This window comes from Plantactinospora sp. WMMB782, assembly GCF_049179135.1.
GTDB lineage: Bacteria > Actinomycetota > Actinomycetes > Mycobacteriales > Micromonosporaceae > Plantactinospora.
In genome coordinates this window covers 4,988,968-5,006,021 of sequence record NZ_JBMHMC010000007.1, presented here as the reverse complement: position 1 = coordinate 5,006,021, position 17,054 = coordinate 4,988,968, and the positions used below count along the sequence as shown (strand labels likewise).

The following is a 17,054-nucleotide window of genomic DNA, read 5'->3' as shown; positions in this document are numbered from 1 at the left end:
CACCGACCTCCCTCGCTGACCCGCCACCGGCCGCACGGTGATCCGCCACCGCTTCCGGCCGACCCGCCCGACCTGGTCGGGCGGGTCGGCGGGGATACTTCACCGGTGGGGCGGAAGAGGCGGACCGACGCGCTGGCGGTCAAGGTGGCGACCGGGCTGGCGGAACTGCGCCCGGACCCGGACCGGCCCGACTCGTACACCCTGCTCGTCGACGGGGCACCGCAGTCGCACGTCGACCTCGCCGACCCGACCCACCTGGAGTTCGAGTACGTCCGCCGGATCGCCATCGTGCTCGACCTCGTCGCGCCGTCCGGCGAGCCGCTGCGGGTACTGCACCTGGGCGGTGGCGCGCTGACCCTGCCCCGGTACCTCTCGGCCACCCGGCCCGGCTCGACGCAGCGGGTGGTGGAGATCGACGCCGGCCTGGTCGACCTGGTCCGGGAGAAGCTGCCCTGGCCGGCGGACCCTCGACTGCGGGTCCGGATCGGCGACGCCCGGGAGGTGCTCGGCACGGCCCGGGACGGCAGTTACGACATCGTGGTCGCCGACGTCTTCGCCGGGGCCCGCACCCCGGCGCACCTCTCCTCGGTGGAGTTCGCCGCCGAGGCGGCCCGGGTGTTGCGCCCCGGCGGCGTGTACGTGGTCAACGTGGCCGACGGCCCGCCGCTGCGGTACGCCCGTTCCCAGGTCGCCACCGTCCGGGCCGTACTTTCCGAGGTCTGCCTGATCGCCGACTCGGCGGTGCTGCGCGGCCGCCGGTACGGCAACCTGGTGCTCGCCGCCAGCCGGGCCGAGCTGCCGGTGCCGGAGCTGCTCCGGCGCGCCGCCGGAGACTGGTTTCCCGGCCGGGTGCTGGCCGGCGCCGACCTGGACCGGTTCGCCGACGGCGCCCGGGTGGTCGCCGACGCCGCGGCCCGATCCTCCACACCGCCGCCGCCGGGCAGCTTCAACATCGCCATCTAGTCGGGCCGCCAGCCTCCTTCGACACCGCCGTCGACCGGGGATCCGGCATCCCTTCGACATCGCCATCTAGTCGGACATCGGCGGATGAACCGTCACCGGGCGGCCGCCGCCCGCACAACTTCTCCGAGCTGCGTTGATCCGGCCCGACCCGGAATCCGTACATCCGGGCGGCGGGATCGATCCGGGCCTCGGGTGTGGGGCCGGGTACGCGCGCCTTCGACGCGGAGGTATGGCTGGGATGCAGGCGGTAGCCGGCGGATGGTATGGCGACACGGTCATGCCGGGGCGAATGTGCGCCACCTCGCAACGCCGGTCAATTCGGCACCGGAAAAGTCTCGACGCGCGGCCGAACGGACGGAATGATGGGCCGGTGACACCGCGACCGGCTGCCGGCCGCCACAATTCGACCCCCGCCGAGACGAGGCACTCCGACGAACTCGTTCGAGTGCTCTACGAGGAACATGCCAAACCTCTGCTGATGTTCGTCCTGCGACTGACCGGCGGTGACCGGCAGCGCGCCGAGGACGTGGTCCAGGAAACCCTGTTGCGCGCCTGGCGCAACGCACACCGGCTCGGCACCCACGGCCAGACGTCGTTGCGTCCCTGGTTGGTCACCGTCGCCCGACGGATCGTGATCGACGACCACCGCAGCGAACAGGCCCGGCCCGCCGAGACGTACGACCGCGATCTCGAAGGATTCTCCGAGTCGGACGACACGGACCGGGTGCTGCGGATGATGACCATCACGGACGCCCTGCGCACGTTGAGCCAGCCGCACCGGGAGGTGCTGGTCGCGACGTACTTCCGGGGACGCACCGTCCCGGAGGCGGCCGAGGAGCTGGGGCTGCCGCTCGGCACCGCCAAGTCCCGGGTCTACTACGCGCTCCGGGCGCTCCGGGCGGCCCTGCTGGAGCGGGGGGTGACCGAGTGAGCGCCGAGATCCACTGGGACGTCGCGTCGTACGCCCTCGGCGTCCTGGACGAGCGGGACACCGTGCGTTTCGAGGAGCACCTGGCGAGCTGCCCGCAGTGCGGGCTGGAGCTGGAGTCGCTGTTGCCGGTGGTGGACATGCTGGGCGAGGTCGACGGCCGCGACCTGATGACCGCCGAGCGCGCCGAGTCCGACGGGCTGCTGTTCGAGCGGGTCGCGGCGGCGGTCGGCGCGGACCGGCGGCGGGCCCGCAGCCGGCGGCTCTACAGCCTCGCCGCCGGGGTGGTGCTGGTGGCGATGCTGACCGGCCTGGCGCTGTTCGCCGGGACCCGGTTCGCCGACCCGGGTACGACCACCGCCCAACCGCCGCGGACCGGCACGTCCGCCAGCCCGGGAGCCGGCGGCCGGCCCACCCCGGCCGGCGAGCGGTTCACCGCCACCGACCCGGCCAGCGGGGTGAAGATGGAGGTGGTCCTCGGCTCGACGGCCTGGGGCACCCGGATCTGGTACTCGCTGAGCGGGCTGTCCGGGCCGAAGAGGTGCCGGCTGGTGCTGCTGCACAAGAACGGGCAGACCGAGGCGCTGTCCAGCTGGAAGGTGCCCAAGAACGGGTACGGCACGGCGGCCCAGCCCAACCCGCTGATGCTGGAGACGGCCACCTTCGCCGGTCAGGACGACATCGACCGGATCCAGGTGCAGGTGATCGACGACGACGGTACGACCGAGCCGCTGGTGACGGTGCCGGCCTGACCACGCCGGCCGGTGGTCACCGGTAGTGGGCCCCACCCCTGCTGCCGCACTGCTGCGGCTGTTGGCCCGGCGCCGCCGGACACGCATTGTTCCGGCTGCGCCACTCCTCGAACAATTGTGCGCCGAAAATCGGCTCGCGGGTCGACCCGTCGACGTTGCGACGGTGCCCGCAAACGGCGGGCGGCCGGACGGCTTCTGATTTGTACGTGCCGCACGGCGGGGAAGTTCAACGTTTCGCTGTGAAATTGTCCACTGCAAATAGGCTCATCCGGGCGGCCGGGCCGGCCGTACTTCCCGGCAACCTGTCCAGCGAAGGAGGGGACGTGGCACCGACGAAGCGCACCGGCGTCGTCCTGGTCGGCGCGGCCCTGGCCGCGATGACGGCCTGCGCACCAGCGGGAACCACCCCGAACACAAGTGTCGCCGACAACGCGCAGCCGGCGGCGAACGCGGCCGCCGAGCCGACCGCCGAACCCAGCGCCGTGCCGACCCCGGTCGAGGTGGCCGATGTGGACGTGACCGCCGGCCTGGTCGGCAAGCGGGTCCCCCGGATGGGTCAGGTGGTCACCGACGACAAGGGCTTCGTGCTCTACCGCTTCGACCGGGACTCGGCGAAGCCGCCGAAGACGACCTGTGCCGGCGAGTGCGCCCGGCTCTGGCCGCCGGCGCTCACCAACAGCAGGCCGGAACTCAAGGGCGTCGCCGCGGACAGGGTCGGTACGGTCGCCCGCCCCGACGGCACCAGGCAGATCACCATCGGCGGCTGGCCGGTGTACCGCTACATCGGCGACAAGAGGCCCGGGCAGTGGAAGGGCCAGGGCGTCGGCGGTACCTGGTTCGTGGTGACCCCGACCGGCACCAAGAACCTGAGCTGCCTGCCGACCGGTACGCCGAAGCCGGTCGCCCCGCCGCCGGCCGACGGGGAGGAAGAGGAGCAGGCTCCGCTGAGTTACTGAACGTTCCGCCACGGATGTTGTCCCCACAGCCGCGGCGGCCGGTCGTTGCCAGGGTGGGCGCGGTCGGTCGCCGCCGTGATTCCGGACGCGACGCGCGGCAACCGTCGCTGTCCGGCTGTGACGCCGGCCCTGCTCGGGGTCGGCGTCGCGGCCTGTCCGGCCCGGCCTCGACCAGCCACTGTGGACGACAACGGCAGGGCGTTGCGTGCTCCGGCGACCACTGCGACGCCCCCGCCGATGGTTCGCCCCCGGAAACATAATTTCCTTTTAAGTGGACCTCAAGAGTCTCCTATCTTCGCTACTCCGGTTTGACTCCCAGGCAACGCATTCCGTACGGTTTTTTTCGCACCGTTACCGGCTGAATATTCGGAAAGGCAGGAAGATGGAGACGATATACGGGTTGCCACCTGGCGACTACGATCGTCCGTCCACTTCGCCGTTTTCCGTGGCCAGCGCCGCGCCCGGTGACCCCCGCCGGGCCGACGGCGCGCCGATCGCCGGCTTCCGGGCCCGCCGCAGCGCCGGCCCGCCCAGCATCCCGATCCGGCCGGCCGCCCCCGTGGCCCCGGCATCACCGACCCTGGTCCCGCTGAGTTCCGACCTCGCTGACCGAACCCTCTAAGGAAGAGGTGGCACCACGTGAAGAACACCCCCGTCCGCTCCTCACGGCGGCGCTCGAACAAACCACCACGCAACAAGCGCCTGATCGCCGTGCTGGCCACGCTGGGCGTGTTCGGCGCGATCGTCACCGTGACCCAGGTTTCGAACGCCGGCACCTGGAACCGGTTCGGCCGGCCCACGGCGTCCAAGCCCTGCCCGACCGCCCCGGCACCGGCGACCAGCGCCCCGGGTGCGGCGAACCCGTCCGCCTCGGCGATCGCGGAGGGTCCTGGCACGGCGGCCAAGCCGCAGACCCGGTCGTACCACGACCACGGTGCCGTCCAGCACCCCGGTGACGGGCAGGAGCCGGGCACCCTGGCGCAGCGTGGTCGCCCCGGCGGCGGCGCGAACTGCACCCCGAGCCCGGGCACCGGTGGCAGCCCCGCGCCCGGCAACCCGGCCGCGCTCGAACCGCTCGGCGCCGACTGCTCCGACAGCGACCTCCAGGGGCACGACGGCTTCCAGAACGGGCCGCGCTGCGTCGGCACCGCGTTCGGCGAGGTCGGCGCGCCGGAGCAGAACCCCAGCCTGCTGATCACCCGGGCGCCGAACTCGGTCCGGGTCAACCAGCAGTTCACGCTCCAGGTCAGCACCCGCAACCTGGTCCGGGACCGGTTCCTGCCGGCCGCGCAGGGCGGCTACTACAAGGAGAGCTCGTTCCTCACCGACGAGGGTCTGGTCCGCGGCCACTTCCACTCCGCCTGCCGGATGCTGACCAGCACCCGTAACGCGCCGGACCCGGCGCCGGTGCCGGCCTTCTTCGTGGCCACCGAGGACGGCAACGGCGGCGCGCAGCCGGACACCGTCACGGTGACCGTGCCGGGCCTGACCCAGCGGGGTCTCGCGCAGTGCGCGATCTGGGCCGGCGACGGCTCGCACCGGATCCCGATGATGACCCGCGCCAACCAGGTGCCGGCCTTCGACGTGGTGCGGATCACCGTCCGGTGATCCCGGCCGGCCGAAGGGCCGGCCCGCCACAGGCCGGACGGCACCGGAACGCGCACGGGCGTTCCGGTGCCGTCCTGTCATATCCGCCGACGCTCCCGTCCCCGCCGTCAGCCGCCTATGCTGCCCGTCCCCGCCGTCAGCCGCCTATGCTGCCCGTTCGCGCCGTCCGGCAGACGTCCCGGTCCGGGCGGCGGACGGCCTGCCGTCGGCCGGCTTCCGGTCGGGCGTGGCAGAGTGTCCGGGTGACCGACACCGGGCCGAGCGCGAGCCGGCTGCTGCGCCCGCCCGAGCCCTACCAGTTCGGCGGCTCGCTCCGGTCGCTGGCGATGGGGGCGCACGACCCCTGCGCCCGGTTCGTCGGCGACACCTTCTGGTGGGCCACCCGTACCCCGGACGGGCCGGGGACGTTGGCGCTACGCCGGGTCGGAGGTGACCTGGTCGCCGACTGCTACGGGCCGGGCGGCGGCTGGGTGGCCGACCGGGCCGATGCCGTGGCCGGGCTCCGCGACGACCTGACCGGCTTCGACCGGCTCGCCGCCGGGCACCCGCTGGTGGCCAGGCTGGCCAACCTCCACCGGGGGCTCCGGCTCCCCGCCACCGGGCAGATCTTCCCCCGGCTGCTCCGGGCGGTCCTGGAACAGAAGGTCACCGGCAAGGAGGCGTTCCGGGCGTACTCGGCGACGGTGCGCCGGTTCGGCGTACCTGCCCCCGGGCCGCTGCCCCGGCTCTGGGCCCCGCCGGAACCGAAGGTGATCGCCTCGCAGCCGTACTGGGTGTTCCACCCGTTCGGGGTGGAGCAGCGGCGGGCCGAGACGCTGCGGCGGGCGGCGGTCGAGGCGGACCGGCTGGAACGGTGTGCCGACTCGGCCGAGGCGACCCGCCGGCTCACCGCCATCGCCGGGATCGGCCCGTGGACGGCCGCCGAGGTGGTCCGGGTCGCCTTCGGGGATCCGGACGCGGTGAGCGTCGGCGACTACCACATCCCGAACACGGTGGCCTGGGCGCTGGCCGGGGAGGCTCGCGGCGACGACGCCCGGATGCTGGACCTGCTGGAGCCGTTCCGGGGCCACCGTGCCCGGGTCTGCGTGCTGTTGGAGGCCGGCGGCCACCACGCGCCCCGGTTCGGCCCCCGGATGCCGATCCGCTCCTTCGCCCGGTTCTGACCCACCGGAGACAGGGCGCAGGGTCGAAGCACGGCATCGCGGGTCGAGGCACGGCATCGCGGGTCGAGGCACGGCATCGCGGGTCGAGGCACGGCATCGCGGGTCGAGGCACGGCATCGCGGGTCGAGGCACGGCATCGCGGGTCGAGGCACGGCATCGCGGGTCAGGGCGCGGACAGCCGGCGCAGGGTCGAGGCGCAGCGCCAGGCGTAGCCGCGCTGGAAGAGCGGCAGCAGCGGCCCGGCGGTCCGGGCCAGCACACTGGCGGGCCGGCTGAACGCGGTGAGTGTGAACCAGACCCGGCCGTCGTCGGTGCGCTCGACGAGGAACGCCTCCTCGCCCCGTACCGGGTGGCCGGGAAGGGTGCCGTAGCCGAAGCCGGCCCGGCGGTCGTCGCGTACCGTCCAGACCACCTCGCAGGGTGCGGCCAGCCGGAACCGGCCCAGCCCGAGCCCGGCGGTGACCCTCACCCCTGGCTCGGCCCGGGGCGCGCTGGCGTCGATGCGCACCCCCATGGCCCGGTGCATCCGCCAGCGGAGCACCGCCTCGCCCGCCACCTCGAAGCCGCCGGCCGGCAGGACGGCACGGTACCGCAGGTGCCGGTAACCGGATGGCAGCCGGCCGGTACGGGTGGCGCCGACCTCCGGATAGTTCGGTCCGGGCATCGCCTGGTGCACCTCCCCCAGCGATAGCCGCCCGGTGGCCGGGGGCTACCTGTCGATGGCGTCGCGGCGTGGCGTGCGCAGCCTAACCGCTGGGACAACCGCGCCCCCGGTGCGGCCGGGACCGCGACCCACCTGGTTGCCTGACGGGCGTGTCCACTGAGCTTCCTGCACCGAGCGCCGCCGACACCGCCGGAGACGACACCGACAGCGCCGGAGACGGCATCGACAGCGCCGGAGACGCCGCTGACAGCGCCGGAGGCGGCATCGACACCGCCGGACCGGTCGTCGTCCGGCCGGCCACGGTGGCCGATGCCGGCGAGATCCTGACCGTGCAGCGGGCCGCCTACCTGAGCGAGGCGCAGCGCTACTCGGACCCGTGGTTGCCGCCGCTGTCCGAGACGCTGGCCCAGCTCCGGGGCGTACTGGCGCAGCCGCCCGAGGATGGTGTCGTGCTCGTCGCCCGGCTCGGTACCCGCCTCGTCGGTGCCGTCCGGGTCCGGTTCGAGCACGGCGCCGGGCAGATCGGCACCGGGCAGGTCGGCCGGCTCGCCGTCGCGCCCGACGTGCAGGGGCAGGGCATCGGCAGTCGGCTGCTGCGCGCGGTGGAGGCCGCCAGCCCGCGCCAGGTGCGCCGGTTCGAGCTGTTCACCGGAGCCGACAGCGCGGAGAACCTGCGGCTCTACCGCCGGCACGGGTACCTCGACTACGCGCACCGGGCGCTCGACACCGGCCCGGGGCTGGTTTACCTGGAGAAGTACCGCTGCTGACCGGGACGTCCGGCCCGGGGAACGGTCGGCGGCCGGCGTCGTGCCCGGTCGCCGTCAGTTGGCCACCGAGAGCAGCGCCTCGGCGACCGTGGTACGGCTGTTCAGCACGGTCCGGCCGGTGCGGTGCGTGCTGACCAGGCCGGCGGCCCGGAGCACGGCGAGGTGCTGCGACACGCCCCCGGCGGAGAGCCCGGTGCGCCGGGCCAGCTCGGTGGTGGAGACCGGTGCCCGCATCTCGGCGAGTACCCGGGCCCGGCCCCGGCCGAGCACCGCGGCCAGGCTGTCCGACGACTGCCGGGGCGTCTCCCACAGCGTGGCGATGCCCCGGGCCGGGTACGCCAGCTGTGGCGCCGGCCCCGCGGCGACGCTCAACACCGACGGCCAGACGAAGACCGACGGGATCAGCACCAGCCCGCTCCCGTCCGGCACGTCGGCGGCGGTGCAGTGCTGCTGGGCGATCGCCAGTGTCTCGCCCTCCCAGCGCACCTGCTGGTGCAGGTCGTTGAGGAGTCCGGCGGCCCCGTCGGCGGCGAGCCGGCGGGCCCGGCGGTGCACCTCGGCGTCGAGCAGCAGCCGGATCCGGGCCCAGTCAGGAGCGAGCGCGACCCGCCAGTACCGGGCGATCTCGTCGGCGAGCCGGCGCAGCCCGTCGACCGGATCGGCGTACAGGTCGCGGACCGCCGGGCAGTGCCGGCCGGCATAGGCGTCGAGGTCGGCCCGGATCACCTCGGGCGGAGTGGCCAGGAGCCTGTCGAGTTCGGTGTCCAGGTCCGGGGTCAGCCCCTCGGGAGCCGGGGTGAGGAAGTCGGGCAGATAGTGCGGGCCGGCCGGAATCAGCTGCCAGAGCAGCCCGCCGCCGGAGTCCCCGGGGAACGCGGCGGTGGCCGGGGGGATCAGGCCGGCGTCGGCGAGCCGGGGACGTACCCGGGTCGCCCAGGGCAGGTGCACGGCGTGGTCGCCGGCGTCGCGCAGTACCCGGACGCTCGTCGCGACCTCCCAGAGGCAGGAGACGGCGAACCGGATCCGGGCCAGGGCGCCGCCCGGCAGGCCGATGGAGACCACGACATCCCTCCGCTGCCGCGACCCCGTCGCGGCCGTCCGTCCGCCGCTGCACCTTCGCCCCGGCGGGACCCTCGTTTTAGGCAGGGCTGAAAGAATACGGCGGGCCGGGTGGGCGGCGGAGACTACCCGCATGAGTGATCAACGCAGCCGCGCCGAACTGTTCCGCTCCCTGCACGTTGCGGGGAATCCGGTCGTCCTGGTCAACGCCTGGGACGCGGCCAGCGCCCGGATCGTGGCCGCCGCCGGTGCGCGGGCCGTCGCCACCACCAGCGCCGGGGTGGCGTGGAGCCTCGGCGCCCCGGACGGGGACGCCCTCGGCCGGGAGCTGGCCAGCGAACTCGTCGGGCGGGTCGTCGCCGCGGTGCCGCTGCCGGTCACCGCCGACATCGAGTCCGGTTTCGGAAGTACCCCGGATGAGGTCGCCGGGACCGTCCGCGCGGTACTGGCGACCGGCGCGGTCGGGGTGAACCTGGAGGACGCGGCGCCGGCCGGCGCAGCCGGGTTGCGCGACGTCGCCGACCAGTCCGCCCGGCTGGCCGCCGCCCGGGCCGTCGCGGACGAGGCCGGGGTGCCGCTGTACGTGAACGCCCGCGTCGACACCTTCCTGCGTGGTGCCGGCGGGCTGCCGGAGACCCTGGACCGGGCGGCCGAGTACCTCCGGGCCGGCGCCGACGGCATCTTCGTGCCCGGGGTGGTCGACCCGGACACCGTGACGGCACTTGTCGCCGGCATCCCCGCCCCGGTGAACGTCCTGGTCGGTCCGGGTGCCCCGACCGTCCCCGAGCTGGCCGAACTCGGGGTCGCCCGGGTCAGTCTCGGCTCGGCGGTGGCTGCGGCGGCGTACGCGGTGGTCCGGCGGGCCGCCGTCGAGACGTACGGTTCGGGCGGCTACGACGCCCTCGCCGGTGGCCTGGACTACGGGACGTTGAACGCGCTGATGCGCGGCTGACCACGTGCCGGCGCCACCTGCCGGCCGGTTCGTCGCCGGTGGTCGACCCCGGTCGGGAAGTATCGGCGGTGGATCCGAGGAAATTTTGGGGAACGATAGCGGGATGTCGAACACCGCAGAGGGCAGCAGCAGCGCCGACGGGGGCAGCACCACCGAGGGCGGCAGCGGCGCCAAGGGCAGCTACGTCAACCCGGGTGGCGAGTTCACCCGCGACCAGCGATACATCGCCACCCGGATCACCGCCGACGGGCGGGACGGCTATCCGGTGGAACCCGGCCGCTACCGGCTGGTGGTGAGCCGGGCCTGCCCGTGGGCCAACCGGGTGATCATCGTCCGCCGGCTGCTCGGACTGGAGGACGTACTGTCGATGGGGATCGCCGGGCCGACCCACGACGCCCGGAGCTGGACCTTCGACCTCGACCCGGGCGGGCGTGACCCGGTGCTCGGGATCGAGCGGCTCCAGGAGGCGTTCTTCGCCCGGTTCCCCGGCTACGAGCGTGGGATCACCGTGCCGGCGATCGTCGACGTACCGACCGGGCAGGTGGTGACGAACGACTACGCCCAGATCACCCTGGACCTGTCGACGCAGTGGCGGGAGTACCACCGGTCCGGTGCGCCCGACCTCTATCCGGAGGCGCTGCGGGAGGAGATCGACGAGGTGAACGGCGTCGTCTTCAGCGACGTCAACAACGGGGTGTACCGGTGCGGCTTCGCCGGCAGCCAGCAGGCGTACGAGCGGGCGTACCGGCGGCTCTTCGACCGGCTGGACTGGCTCTCGGCCCGGCTGGAGGGGCAGCGCTACCTGGTCGGCGACACCATCACCGAGGCCGACGTCCGGCTCTTCACCACCCTGGTCCGGTTCGACGCGGTCTACCACGGACACTTCAAGTGCAACCGGCAGAAGCTGACCGAGCAGCCGGTGCTGTGGGCGTACGCCCGGGATCTGTTCGGCACACCCGGGTTCGGCGACACCATCGACTTCGACCACATCAAGCGGCACTACTACGAGGTGCACCGGGACATCAACCCGACCGGGGTCGTACCGCTCGGCCCGGAGTTGGACAACTGGCTGGAGCCGCACGGCCGGGAGGCGCTCGGCGGGCGTCCGTTCGGGGACGGCACCCCGCCGCCACCACCGCGGACCGACGAGACCGTGCCGGCCGGACACACCCCGCTGGCCGGCTGAGCTCTGCCGCACGGATCGGCCCCGCCGGTGTGAAAACGACCGGCGGGGCCGGTCCGTGCCGGCAAACCCGCTCCGGCCGCCTGGGCGGAATGAGAGGCTTGTCGGCGATGGGCGGTCGGCCGGCAGGTGCCGGGCCGGCCCGGCGAGCGGGGGCCGCGTGGCGAGCAAGGAAATGGTGCTGCACCTGGTCGGCCAGGGGCGCGGCTACCAGGAGATCGGCGCGGAGCTGGGCATCCCGGCCGGGCAGGCGTACCTGGTCGGCACCGGCCTGCCGGCCGACGGCGGCGGCACCGTCACCCGGGCGCAGCGGCAGCGGCCCGGCGTCCTGCCGTCCCGCTCCCAGGCCCTGGTGAACCCGCGCGAGGTCAACCCGACCTCGTCGCCCCGGGTGCACCACTGGATGCGGGAGCGGGCCCGCGCCGACGGGCTGGCCCGGCCCGGCCGGTGACCGGTCGAGGACAGGAGGCGCAGGTGCGCGGAGTACCGATCGGCTCGTGGCCGGTCTGGCGCCAGCTCACCGGTCCGGACCGGACCGGCCGGGCCGCCTCGGTGAAATCGCGGCACAGCGCCGACCTGCACGCCCGGACCGCCGACGCCGACCGGGTGGTCAAGTCCGTCTGCCCGTACTGCGCGGTCGGCTGCGCGCAGAACGTCTACGTCTCCGACGAGCGGGTGGTGCAGATCGAGGGCGACCCCGACTCGCCGGTGAGCCGGGGACGGCTCTGCCCGAAGGGCGCCGCCTCGCTGCAACTGACCACCGACCCGGGCCGGCTGTCCAGGGTGCGCTACCGCCCGCCGTACGCCACCGACTGGCAGGACCTCGACCTCGACACCGCGATGGAGATGATCGCCGAGCGGGTGGTCCGGACCCGGCAGCAGACCTGGCAGGAGGAGCACGACGGAGCCCGGGTGGCCCGCACGATGGGGATCGCCAGCCTCGGCGGCGCCACCCTGGACAACGAGGAGAACTACCTGATCAAGAAGCTCTTCACCGCGCTCGGGGTGATCCAGGTGGAGAACCAGGCCCGGGTCTGCCACAGCTCCACCGTGATCGGCCTCGGCACCTCGTTCGGGCGCGGCGGGGCCACCACCTTCATGCAGGACCTCCAGCACGCCGACTGCATCGTGATCGAGGGCTCCAACTTCGCCGAGGCGCACCCGGTCGGCTTCCAGTGGGTGCTGGCGGCCAAGGCCCGGGGCGCCACCGTGATCCACGTCGATCCACGGTTCACCCGGACCAGTGCGCTGGCCGACCTGTACGTGCCGATCCGGGCCGGCACCGACGTCGCCTTCCTCGGCGGGATCATCAACCACGTACTCGCCGAGGGCCGGGACTTCCGGGAGTACGTGCTGGCGTACACGAACGCCGCGACGATCGTCGACGAGCGGTTCCGGGACACCGAGGACCTCGACGGGCTCTTCTCCGGCTTCGACCAGGAAAGCCACACCTACCAGGAGGAGAGCTGGCAGTACGAGGGCGTGCAGCTGGTCTCGGCGACAGGTGAGCGGGACAGGCAGTTCGAGGCCCGGGTGGCGGCCGGACGCGGCCCCCAGGACGGACCGGAGGGCGCGGCGGAGCGTGCCGGGCGCGGCTCGGGCCGGGGCGAGAAGTTCGGCTCCGGCACCGCGGCCCTGGACGGCCAACCCCGCCGCGACCCGACGCTGTCCGACCCGCGCTGTGTCTACCAGATCCTGAAGCGGCACTTCGCCCGCTACACCCCCGAGATGGTCGAACGGATCTGCGGCATCCCGCCGGAGGTCTTCGCCCAGGTCTGCCGGCACCTGGTGGAGAACTCCGGCCCGGAGCGGACCAGCGAGTTCGTCTACGCGGTCGGCTGGACCCAGCACTCCGACGGCTCGCAGTTCATCCGGGCGGCCAGCATCCTGCAACTGCTGCTCGGCAACATCGGCCGGCCCGGCGGCGGCATCCAGGCGCTGCGCGGGCACGCCAGCATCCAGGGCTCGACCGACATTCCGACGCTGTTCAACCTGCTGCCCGGCTACATCCCGATGCCGCACGCGCACCAGACGCAGACGCTTGCCGACTTCATCGTCGCCGACGCCGCCCGCAAGGGGTTCTGGGCGAACATGCGGGCCTACACGGTGAGCCTGCTCAAGGCGTGGTGGGGGGCGGCGGCGACGGCGGAGAACGACTTCTGTTTCGACTACCTGCCCCGGCTGACCGGCAGCCACTCGCACTACGACACCGTCTTCGAGCAACTGAACGGCACCTGCAAGGGCTATTTCCTGCTCGGCGAGAACCCGGCGGTCGGCTCGGCGAACGCCCGGATGCACCGGCTCGGCATGGCCAAGCTGGACTGGCTGGTGGTCCGGGACCTCAGCATGATCGAGAGCGCCACCTGGTGGAAGGACGGGCCGGAGATCGCCTCCGGTGAACTCACCACCGAACGGATCGGCACCGAGGTCTTCGTGCTCCCGGCGGCGGCGCACACCGAGAAGGACGGCAGCTTCACCAACACCAACCGGCTGCTGCAGTGGCACCACCAGGCGGTCGAACCGGCCGACGACCGGCGCAGCGACCTCTGGTTCATGTACCACCTGGGCCGGCTCGTCCGGCAGAAGCTGGCCGGCTCGACCGATCCGAAGGACCGGCCGATCCTCGACCTGACCTGGGACTACCCGACCGTGGGCCGGAGCGCCGAGCCGGACGCCGAGGCGGTACTCGCCGAGATCAACGGCTGGGACGCCGACGGCCGGCCGCTGTCGACGTACACCGAGTTGGCCGAGGACGGGTCGACGGTCTGCGGCTGCTGGATCTACTGCGGGGTGTACTCCGACGGGATCAACCAGGCCGCCCGGCGCAAGCCGGCCGAGGAACAGCACTGGGTCTCCCCGGAGTGGGCCTGGGCCTGGCCGGCGAACCGGCGGCTGCTCTACAACCGGGCCTCAGCCCGGCCGGACGGCCGGCCGTGGAGCGAGCGGAAGAAGTACGTCTGGTGGGACGCCGACGCCGGCCGGTGGACCGGGTACGACGTGCCGGACTTCGAGCCGACCAAGCCACCGGACTACGAGCCGCCCGCCGACGCCAGGGGGATCGCCGCGCTGCGCGGCACCGACGCGTTCATCATGCAGGCCGACGGGCTCGGCTGGCTCTACGCGCCGACAGGTGTGCTGGACGGCCCGCTGCCGGCGCACTACGAGCCGCAGGACTCCCCTGTGGACAATCCGCTCTACGGCCAGCAGCGCAACCCGGCCCGGCTGCTCCGGCCGCACGAGCAGAACAGGTACCACCCGAACGGCTCGCAGCGCGGCGCGCGGACCTTCCCGTACGTCGTCACCACCTACCGGCTCACCGAGCACTTCACGGCCGGCGGGATGAGCCGGTTCACGCCGTACCTGGCGGAGTTGCAGCCGGAGTTCTTCTGCGAGGTCTCCCCCGAGCTGGCCGCCGAACGCGGGCTGGTGCACCGCGGCTGGGCAACGATCGTCACCGCCCGGGGTGCGGTCGAGGCGCGGGTGCTGGTGACCGAGCGGATCGCACCGCTGCGCGTCGACGGCCGGGTGGTGCACCAGATCGGCCTGCCGTTCCACTGGGGACCGAACGGACACAGCCGGGGCGACGCGGCGAACGAGCTCACCTCGATCTCGCTGGACCCGAACTCGCACATCCAGGAGAGCAAGGCGTTCTCCGCCGACATCCGCCCCGGCCGGCGGCCACGCGGCCCGGAGCGGGCGGCGCTGGTCCGGGACTACCAGCGCCGGGCCGGGGTCACCACGTCGACCGGGACCGAGGTGTGACGCCGGTGGCTCCGGACCTGCGCGAGGCGACCGGGGACCGGCGCGATCCGGCCACCGCCGGCGGATATCCGCAGCCACCGGAACGGGTCGGCTTCTTCACCGACACCAGCGTCTGCATCGGCTGCAAGGCGTGCGAGGTGGCCTGCAAGGAGTGGAACGCGGTACCCGAGGACGGGCTGGACTTCACCGGCATGTCGTACGACAACACCGGCCAGCTCGGCGCGAACTCCTGGCGGCACGTCGCCTTCGTCGAGCAGCCCCGCCGGCTCGGCCGGCAGGAGGCCCAGCTCGCCCCGGCCGAGATCCCGGCCGCACTGCGCCGGGCGGCCGGCGGCCGGACCGCCGTCTCGCTCGGGATGCCGGGCTCGGCACCGCCGGACGGGCACGTCGACGCCGTACCCGGGATGGACTTCCGCTGGCTGATGTCGTCGGACGTGTGCAAACACTGCACGCATGCGGCCTGCCTGGACGTCTGCCCGACCGGTTCGCTGTTCCGCACCGAGTTCGGCACCGTGGTGGTGCAGCAGGACATCTGCAACGGCTGCGGCTACTGCGTACCGGCCTGCCCGTACGGGGTGATCGAGAAACGGGAGCAGGACGGCCGGGTCTGGAAGTGCACCCTCTGCTACGACCGGCTCTCGGTCGGCCAGGAACCGGCCTGCGCCAAGAGCTGCCCGACCGACTCGATCCAGTTCGGCGAACTCTCCGAACTGCGGGCCAGGGCCGCCGCCCGGGTCGACGCGCTACAGGTGGCCGGGGTGACCGACGCCCGGCTCTACGGCGCCGACCCGTACGACGGGGTGGGCGGGGCGGGCGCGTTCTTCCTGCTGCTGGACGAGCCCGAGGTGTACGGGTTGCCGCCCGATCCGGTGGTCACCACCAGGGACCTGCCGGCGATGTGGCGCCGGACCGCACTTGTCGCCGCCGGACTGCTCGCCGCCCTGGTCGCCACCGCCCTGCCCGGAGCCCGCCGATGACCCGCACCGCCTTGCCGGGCTCTCCGCCGGCGATCCGCAGCGCCTCGTCCGGCCGACCGCCGACGACCCGCACCGCAGCATTCGGCGGCCCGCCGACGACCCGCACCGCAGCATTCGGCGGCCCGCCGACGACCCGCACCGTTTCACCCGGAGGCCGCCGATGACGCACACCGACGTACGCCTCGATGCCGCGCCGGACCTGCCGGTCGAGCGGGATGCGCTGGTCGGCTCGGCCGGTCGGCCCGGTCGGCGGCAGCGCGGCGAGCGGCTGATGGTGCCTCGGGCCGAGTTCCGGTCCTACTACGGCCGGCCGGTGCTCAAGCCGCCGCCCTGGGAGGCGGCGAACATCGCCGGCTACCTATTCCTGGGCGGACTGGCCGGCGCCTCGTCGACGCTTGCCGCCGCCGCCGAACTCACCGGGCGGCCGAGGCTGGCCGCCGGGCTCAAGGCCGGTGCCGCGGTGGCGCTGGCCGGCTCGCTCTACTCCCTGGTGCACGACCTCGGTCGCCCGGAACGGTTCCTGCACATGCTGCGGGTGGTGAAGGTGACCTCGCCGATGAGCATCGGCTCCTGGCTGCTCGCCGGGTACGGCCCGTTGACGCTTGTCGCCGCCGGCAGCGCGGTGACCGGCCGGCTGCCCCGGCTGGGTCGGCTCGGCACGCTTGGCGCGGCCGTGCTCGGGCCGGCCGTCGCCTCGTACACGGCGACGCTCGTCGCGGACACCGCCGTGCCGGCCTGGCACGAGGCGTACCGGGAACTTCCGGTGCTCTTCGCGGGTTCGGCGGCGGCCTCGGCCGGTGCGCTCGGGCTGCTCGCCGCGCCCGCGTCCGAGGCCGGTCCCGCCCGCCGGGCCGCGCTGCTCGGGGTGGCCGGCGAGCTGGCGGCGGCGTACCGGATGGAACGCCGGCTCGGCATGCTGGCCGAGCCGATGCGCCACGGGCTGGCCGGCGGGCTGCTCCGGGCCGGCAGGCTGCTCGGCGCGGCGGGCGCCCTGGCGGTGGCGGCCGGCGCCGGGCCGACCGGCCGACAACGGCAGCGGTATCGGTATCGGCCGGGCACCGGCGGCCGGGTCGCCACGGTGGCCGGCGGCCGGCTGGCGACGATGGGTGGCGGCCGGCAGGTGACGGTGGGCGGCGCGGTGGCGATGCTCGCCGGTTCGGTCTGCCTCCGGTTCGGCGTCTTCCAGGCCGGCGTGGCGTCGGCGCGCGACCCGAAGTACACGGTGCAGCCGCAGCGGGAACGACTGGCGGCGCGTACCAGCCGGCGCAGGCGGAGCCCGTGAAGGCGGAGACCGTGCAGGCGGAGACCGTGCAGGCGGAG

15 protein-coding genes are annotated in these 17,054 nt (G+C 73.7%); 13 read left to right on the top strand and 2 right to left on the bottom strand.

Annotated elements, in window-relative coordinates; all coding sequences use genetic code 11:
• The first annotated feature begins 105 nt into the window (after window positions 1–105).
• From ACN28A_RS24750 to ACN28A_RS24725, 6 genes are all read left to right on the top strand, one after another.
• A complete protein-coding gene (locus ACN28A_RS24750) occupies window positions 106–963 on the top strand; it encodes a spermidine synthase (RefSeq protein ID WP_421398546.1) in 858 nt (285 codons plus the stop codon).
• A 238-nt stretch (window positions 964–1,201) separates the two neighbouring features.
• The gene (locus tag ACN28A_RS24745) at window positions 1,202–1,894 is read left to right on the top strand and encodes a sigma-70 family RNA polymerase sigma factor (RefSeq protein ID WP_421398544.1); all 693 of its coding nucleotides are present in this window, start codon (window positions 1,202–1,204) and stop codon (window positions 1,892–1,894) included.
• On the top strand, window positions 1,891–2,643 hold the full coding sequence (locus ACN28A_RS24740) for a zf-HC2 domain-containing protein (RefSeq protein WP_421398542.1): 753 nt from the start codon (window positions 1,891–1,893) through the stop codon (window positions 2,641–2,643). The genes ACN28A_RS24745 and ACN28A_RS24740 overlap by 4 nt, the downstream gene beginning before the upstream one ends.
• Before the next feature lie 323 nt (window positions 2,644–2,966).
• Window positions 2,967–3,599, top strand: coding sequence for a hypothetical protein (locus ACN28A_RS24735; protein ID WP_421398540.1), 633 nt, complete (start codon window positions 2,967–2,969; stop codon window positions 3,597–3,599).
• A gap of 639 nt (window positions 3,600–4,238) precedes the next feature.
• Window positions 4,239–5,207: a Pecanex-like protein 1 gene (locus tag ACN28A_RS24730; RefSeq protein ID WP_421398537.1), complete on the top strand. Its 969-nt coding sequence runs from the start codon at window positions 4,239–4,241 to the stop codon at window positions 5,205–5,207.
• Window positions 5,208–5,449: 242 nt separating this feature from the next.
• Window positions 5,450–6,370: a DNA-3-methyladenine glycosylase family protein gene (locus ACN28A_RS24725; RefSeq protein WP_421398533.1), complete on the top strand. Its 921-nt coding sequence runs from the start codon at window positions 5,450–5,452 to the stop codon at window positions 6,368–6,370.
• Between the two features lie 163 nt (window positions 6,371–6,533).
• On the opposite strand, the gene ACN28A_RS24720 is transcribed toward ACN28A_RS24725, so the two are convergent.
• The gene (locus ACN28A_RS24720) at window positions 6,534–7,034 is read right to left on the bottom strand and encodes a DUF1990 family protein (RefSeq protein ID WP_421398530.1); all 501 of its coding nucleotides are present in this window, start codon (window positions 7,032–7,034) and stop codon (window positions 6,534–6,536) included.
• Window positions 7,035–7,297: 263 nt separating this feature from the next.
• Between ACN28A_RS24720 and ACN28A_RS24715 the strand changes: the two genes are divergently transcribed.
• Window positions 7,298–7,801, top strand: a complete 504-nt coding sequence (locus tag ACN28A_RS24715) for a GNAT family N-acetyltransferase (protein WP_421404634.1) — start codon at window positions 7,298–7,300, stop codon at window positions 7,799–7,801.
• A 54-nt stretch (window positions 7,802–7,855) separates the two neighbouring features.
• On the opposite strand, the gene ACN28A_RS24710 is transcribed toward ACN28A_RS24715, so the two are convergent.
• Window positions 7,856–8,863, bottom strand: coding sequence for a helix-turn-helix domain-containing protein (locus ACN28A_RS24710; RefSeq protein WP_421398527.1), 1,008 nt, complete (start codon window positions 8,861–8,863; stop codon window positions 7,856–7,858).
• Window positions 8,864–8,993: 130 nt separating this feature from the next.
• Between ACN28A_RS24710 and ACN28A_RS24705 the strand changes: the two genes are divergently transcribed.
• The 6 genes from ACN28A_RS24705 (at window position 8,994) to nrfD (ending at window position 17,016) form a co-directional block, all read left to right on the top strand.
• The gene (locus ACN28A_RS24705; RefSeq protein ID WP_421398524.1) at window positions 8,994–9,812 is read left to right on the top strand and encodes an isocitrate lyase/PEP mutase family protein; all 819 of its coding nucleotides are present in this window, start codon (window positions 8,994–8,996) and stop codon (window positions 9,810–9,812) included.
• Between the two features lie 103 nt (window positions 9,813–9,915).
• Window positions 9,916–10,998 carry a glutathione S-transferase family protein gene (locus ACN28A_RS24700; protein WP_421398523.1) on the top strand — a complete coding sequence of 361 codons (1,083 nt, stop codon included), beginning with the start codon at window positions 9,916–9,918 and terminating at the stop codon, window positions 10,996–10,998.
• A gap of 157 nt (window positions 10,999–11,155) precedes the next feature.
• The gene (locus tag ACN28A_RS24695) at window positions 11,156–11,446 is read left to right on the top strand and encodes a hypothetical protein (protein WP_421398521.1); all 291 of its coding nucleotides are present in this window, start codon (window positions 11,156–11,158) and stop codon (window positions 11,444–11,446) included.
• Window positions 11,447–11,469: 23 nt separating this feature from the next.
• Entirely contained in the window at window positions 11,470–14,757 is a 3,288-nt protein-coding gene (fdh, locus tag ACN28A_RS24690; protein ID WP_421398518.1) for a formate dehydrogenase, read from the top strand.
• A gap of 5 nt (window positions 14,758–14,762) precedes the next feature.
• Window positions 14,763–15,734, top strand: coding sequence for a 4Fe-4S dicluster domain-containing protein (locus tag ACN28A_RS24685; protein WP_421398515.1), 972 nt, complete (start codon window positions 14,763–14,765; stop codon window positions 15,732–15,734).
• 160 nt (window positions 15,735–15,894) lie between these two features.
• The gene (nrfD, locus tag ACN28A_RS24680) at window positions 15,895–17,016 is read left to right on the top strand and encodes an NrfD/PsrC family molybdoenzyme membrane anchor subunit (protein WP_421398513.1); all 1,122 of its coding nucleotides are present in this window, start codon (window positions 15,895–15,897) and stop codon (window positions 17,014–17,016) included.
• Window positions 17,017–17,054 lie beyond the last annotated feature (38 nt).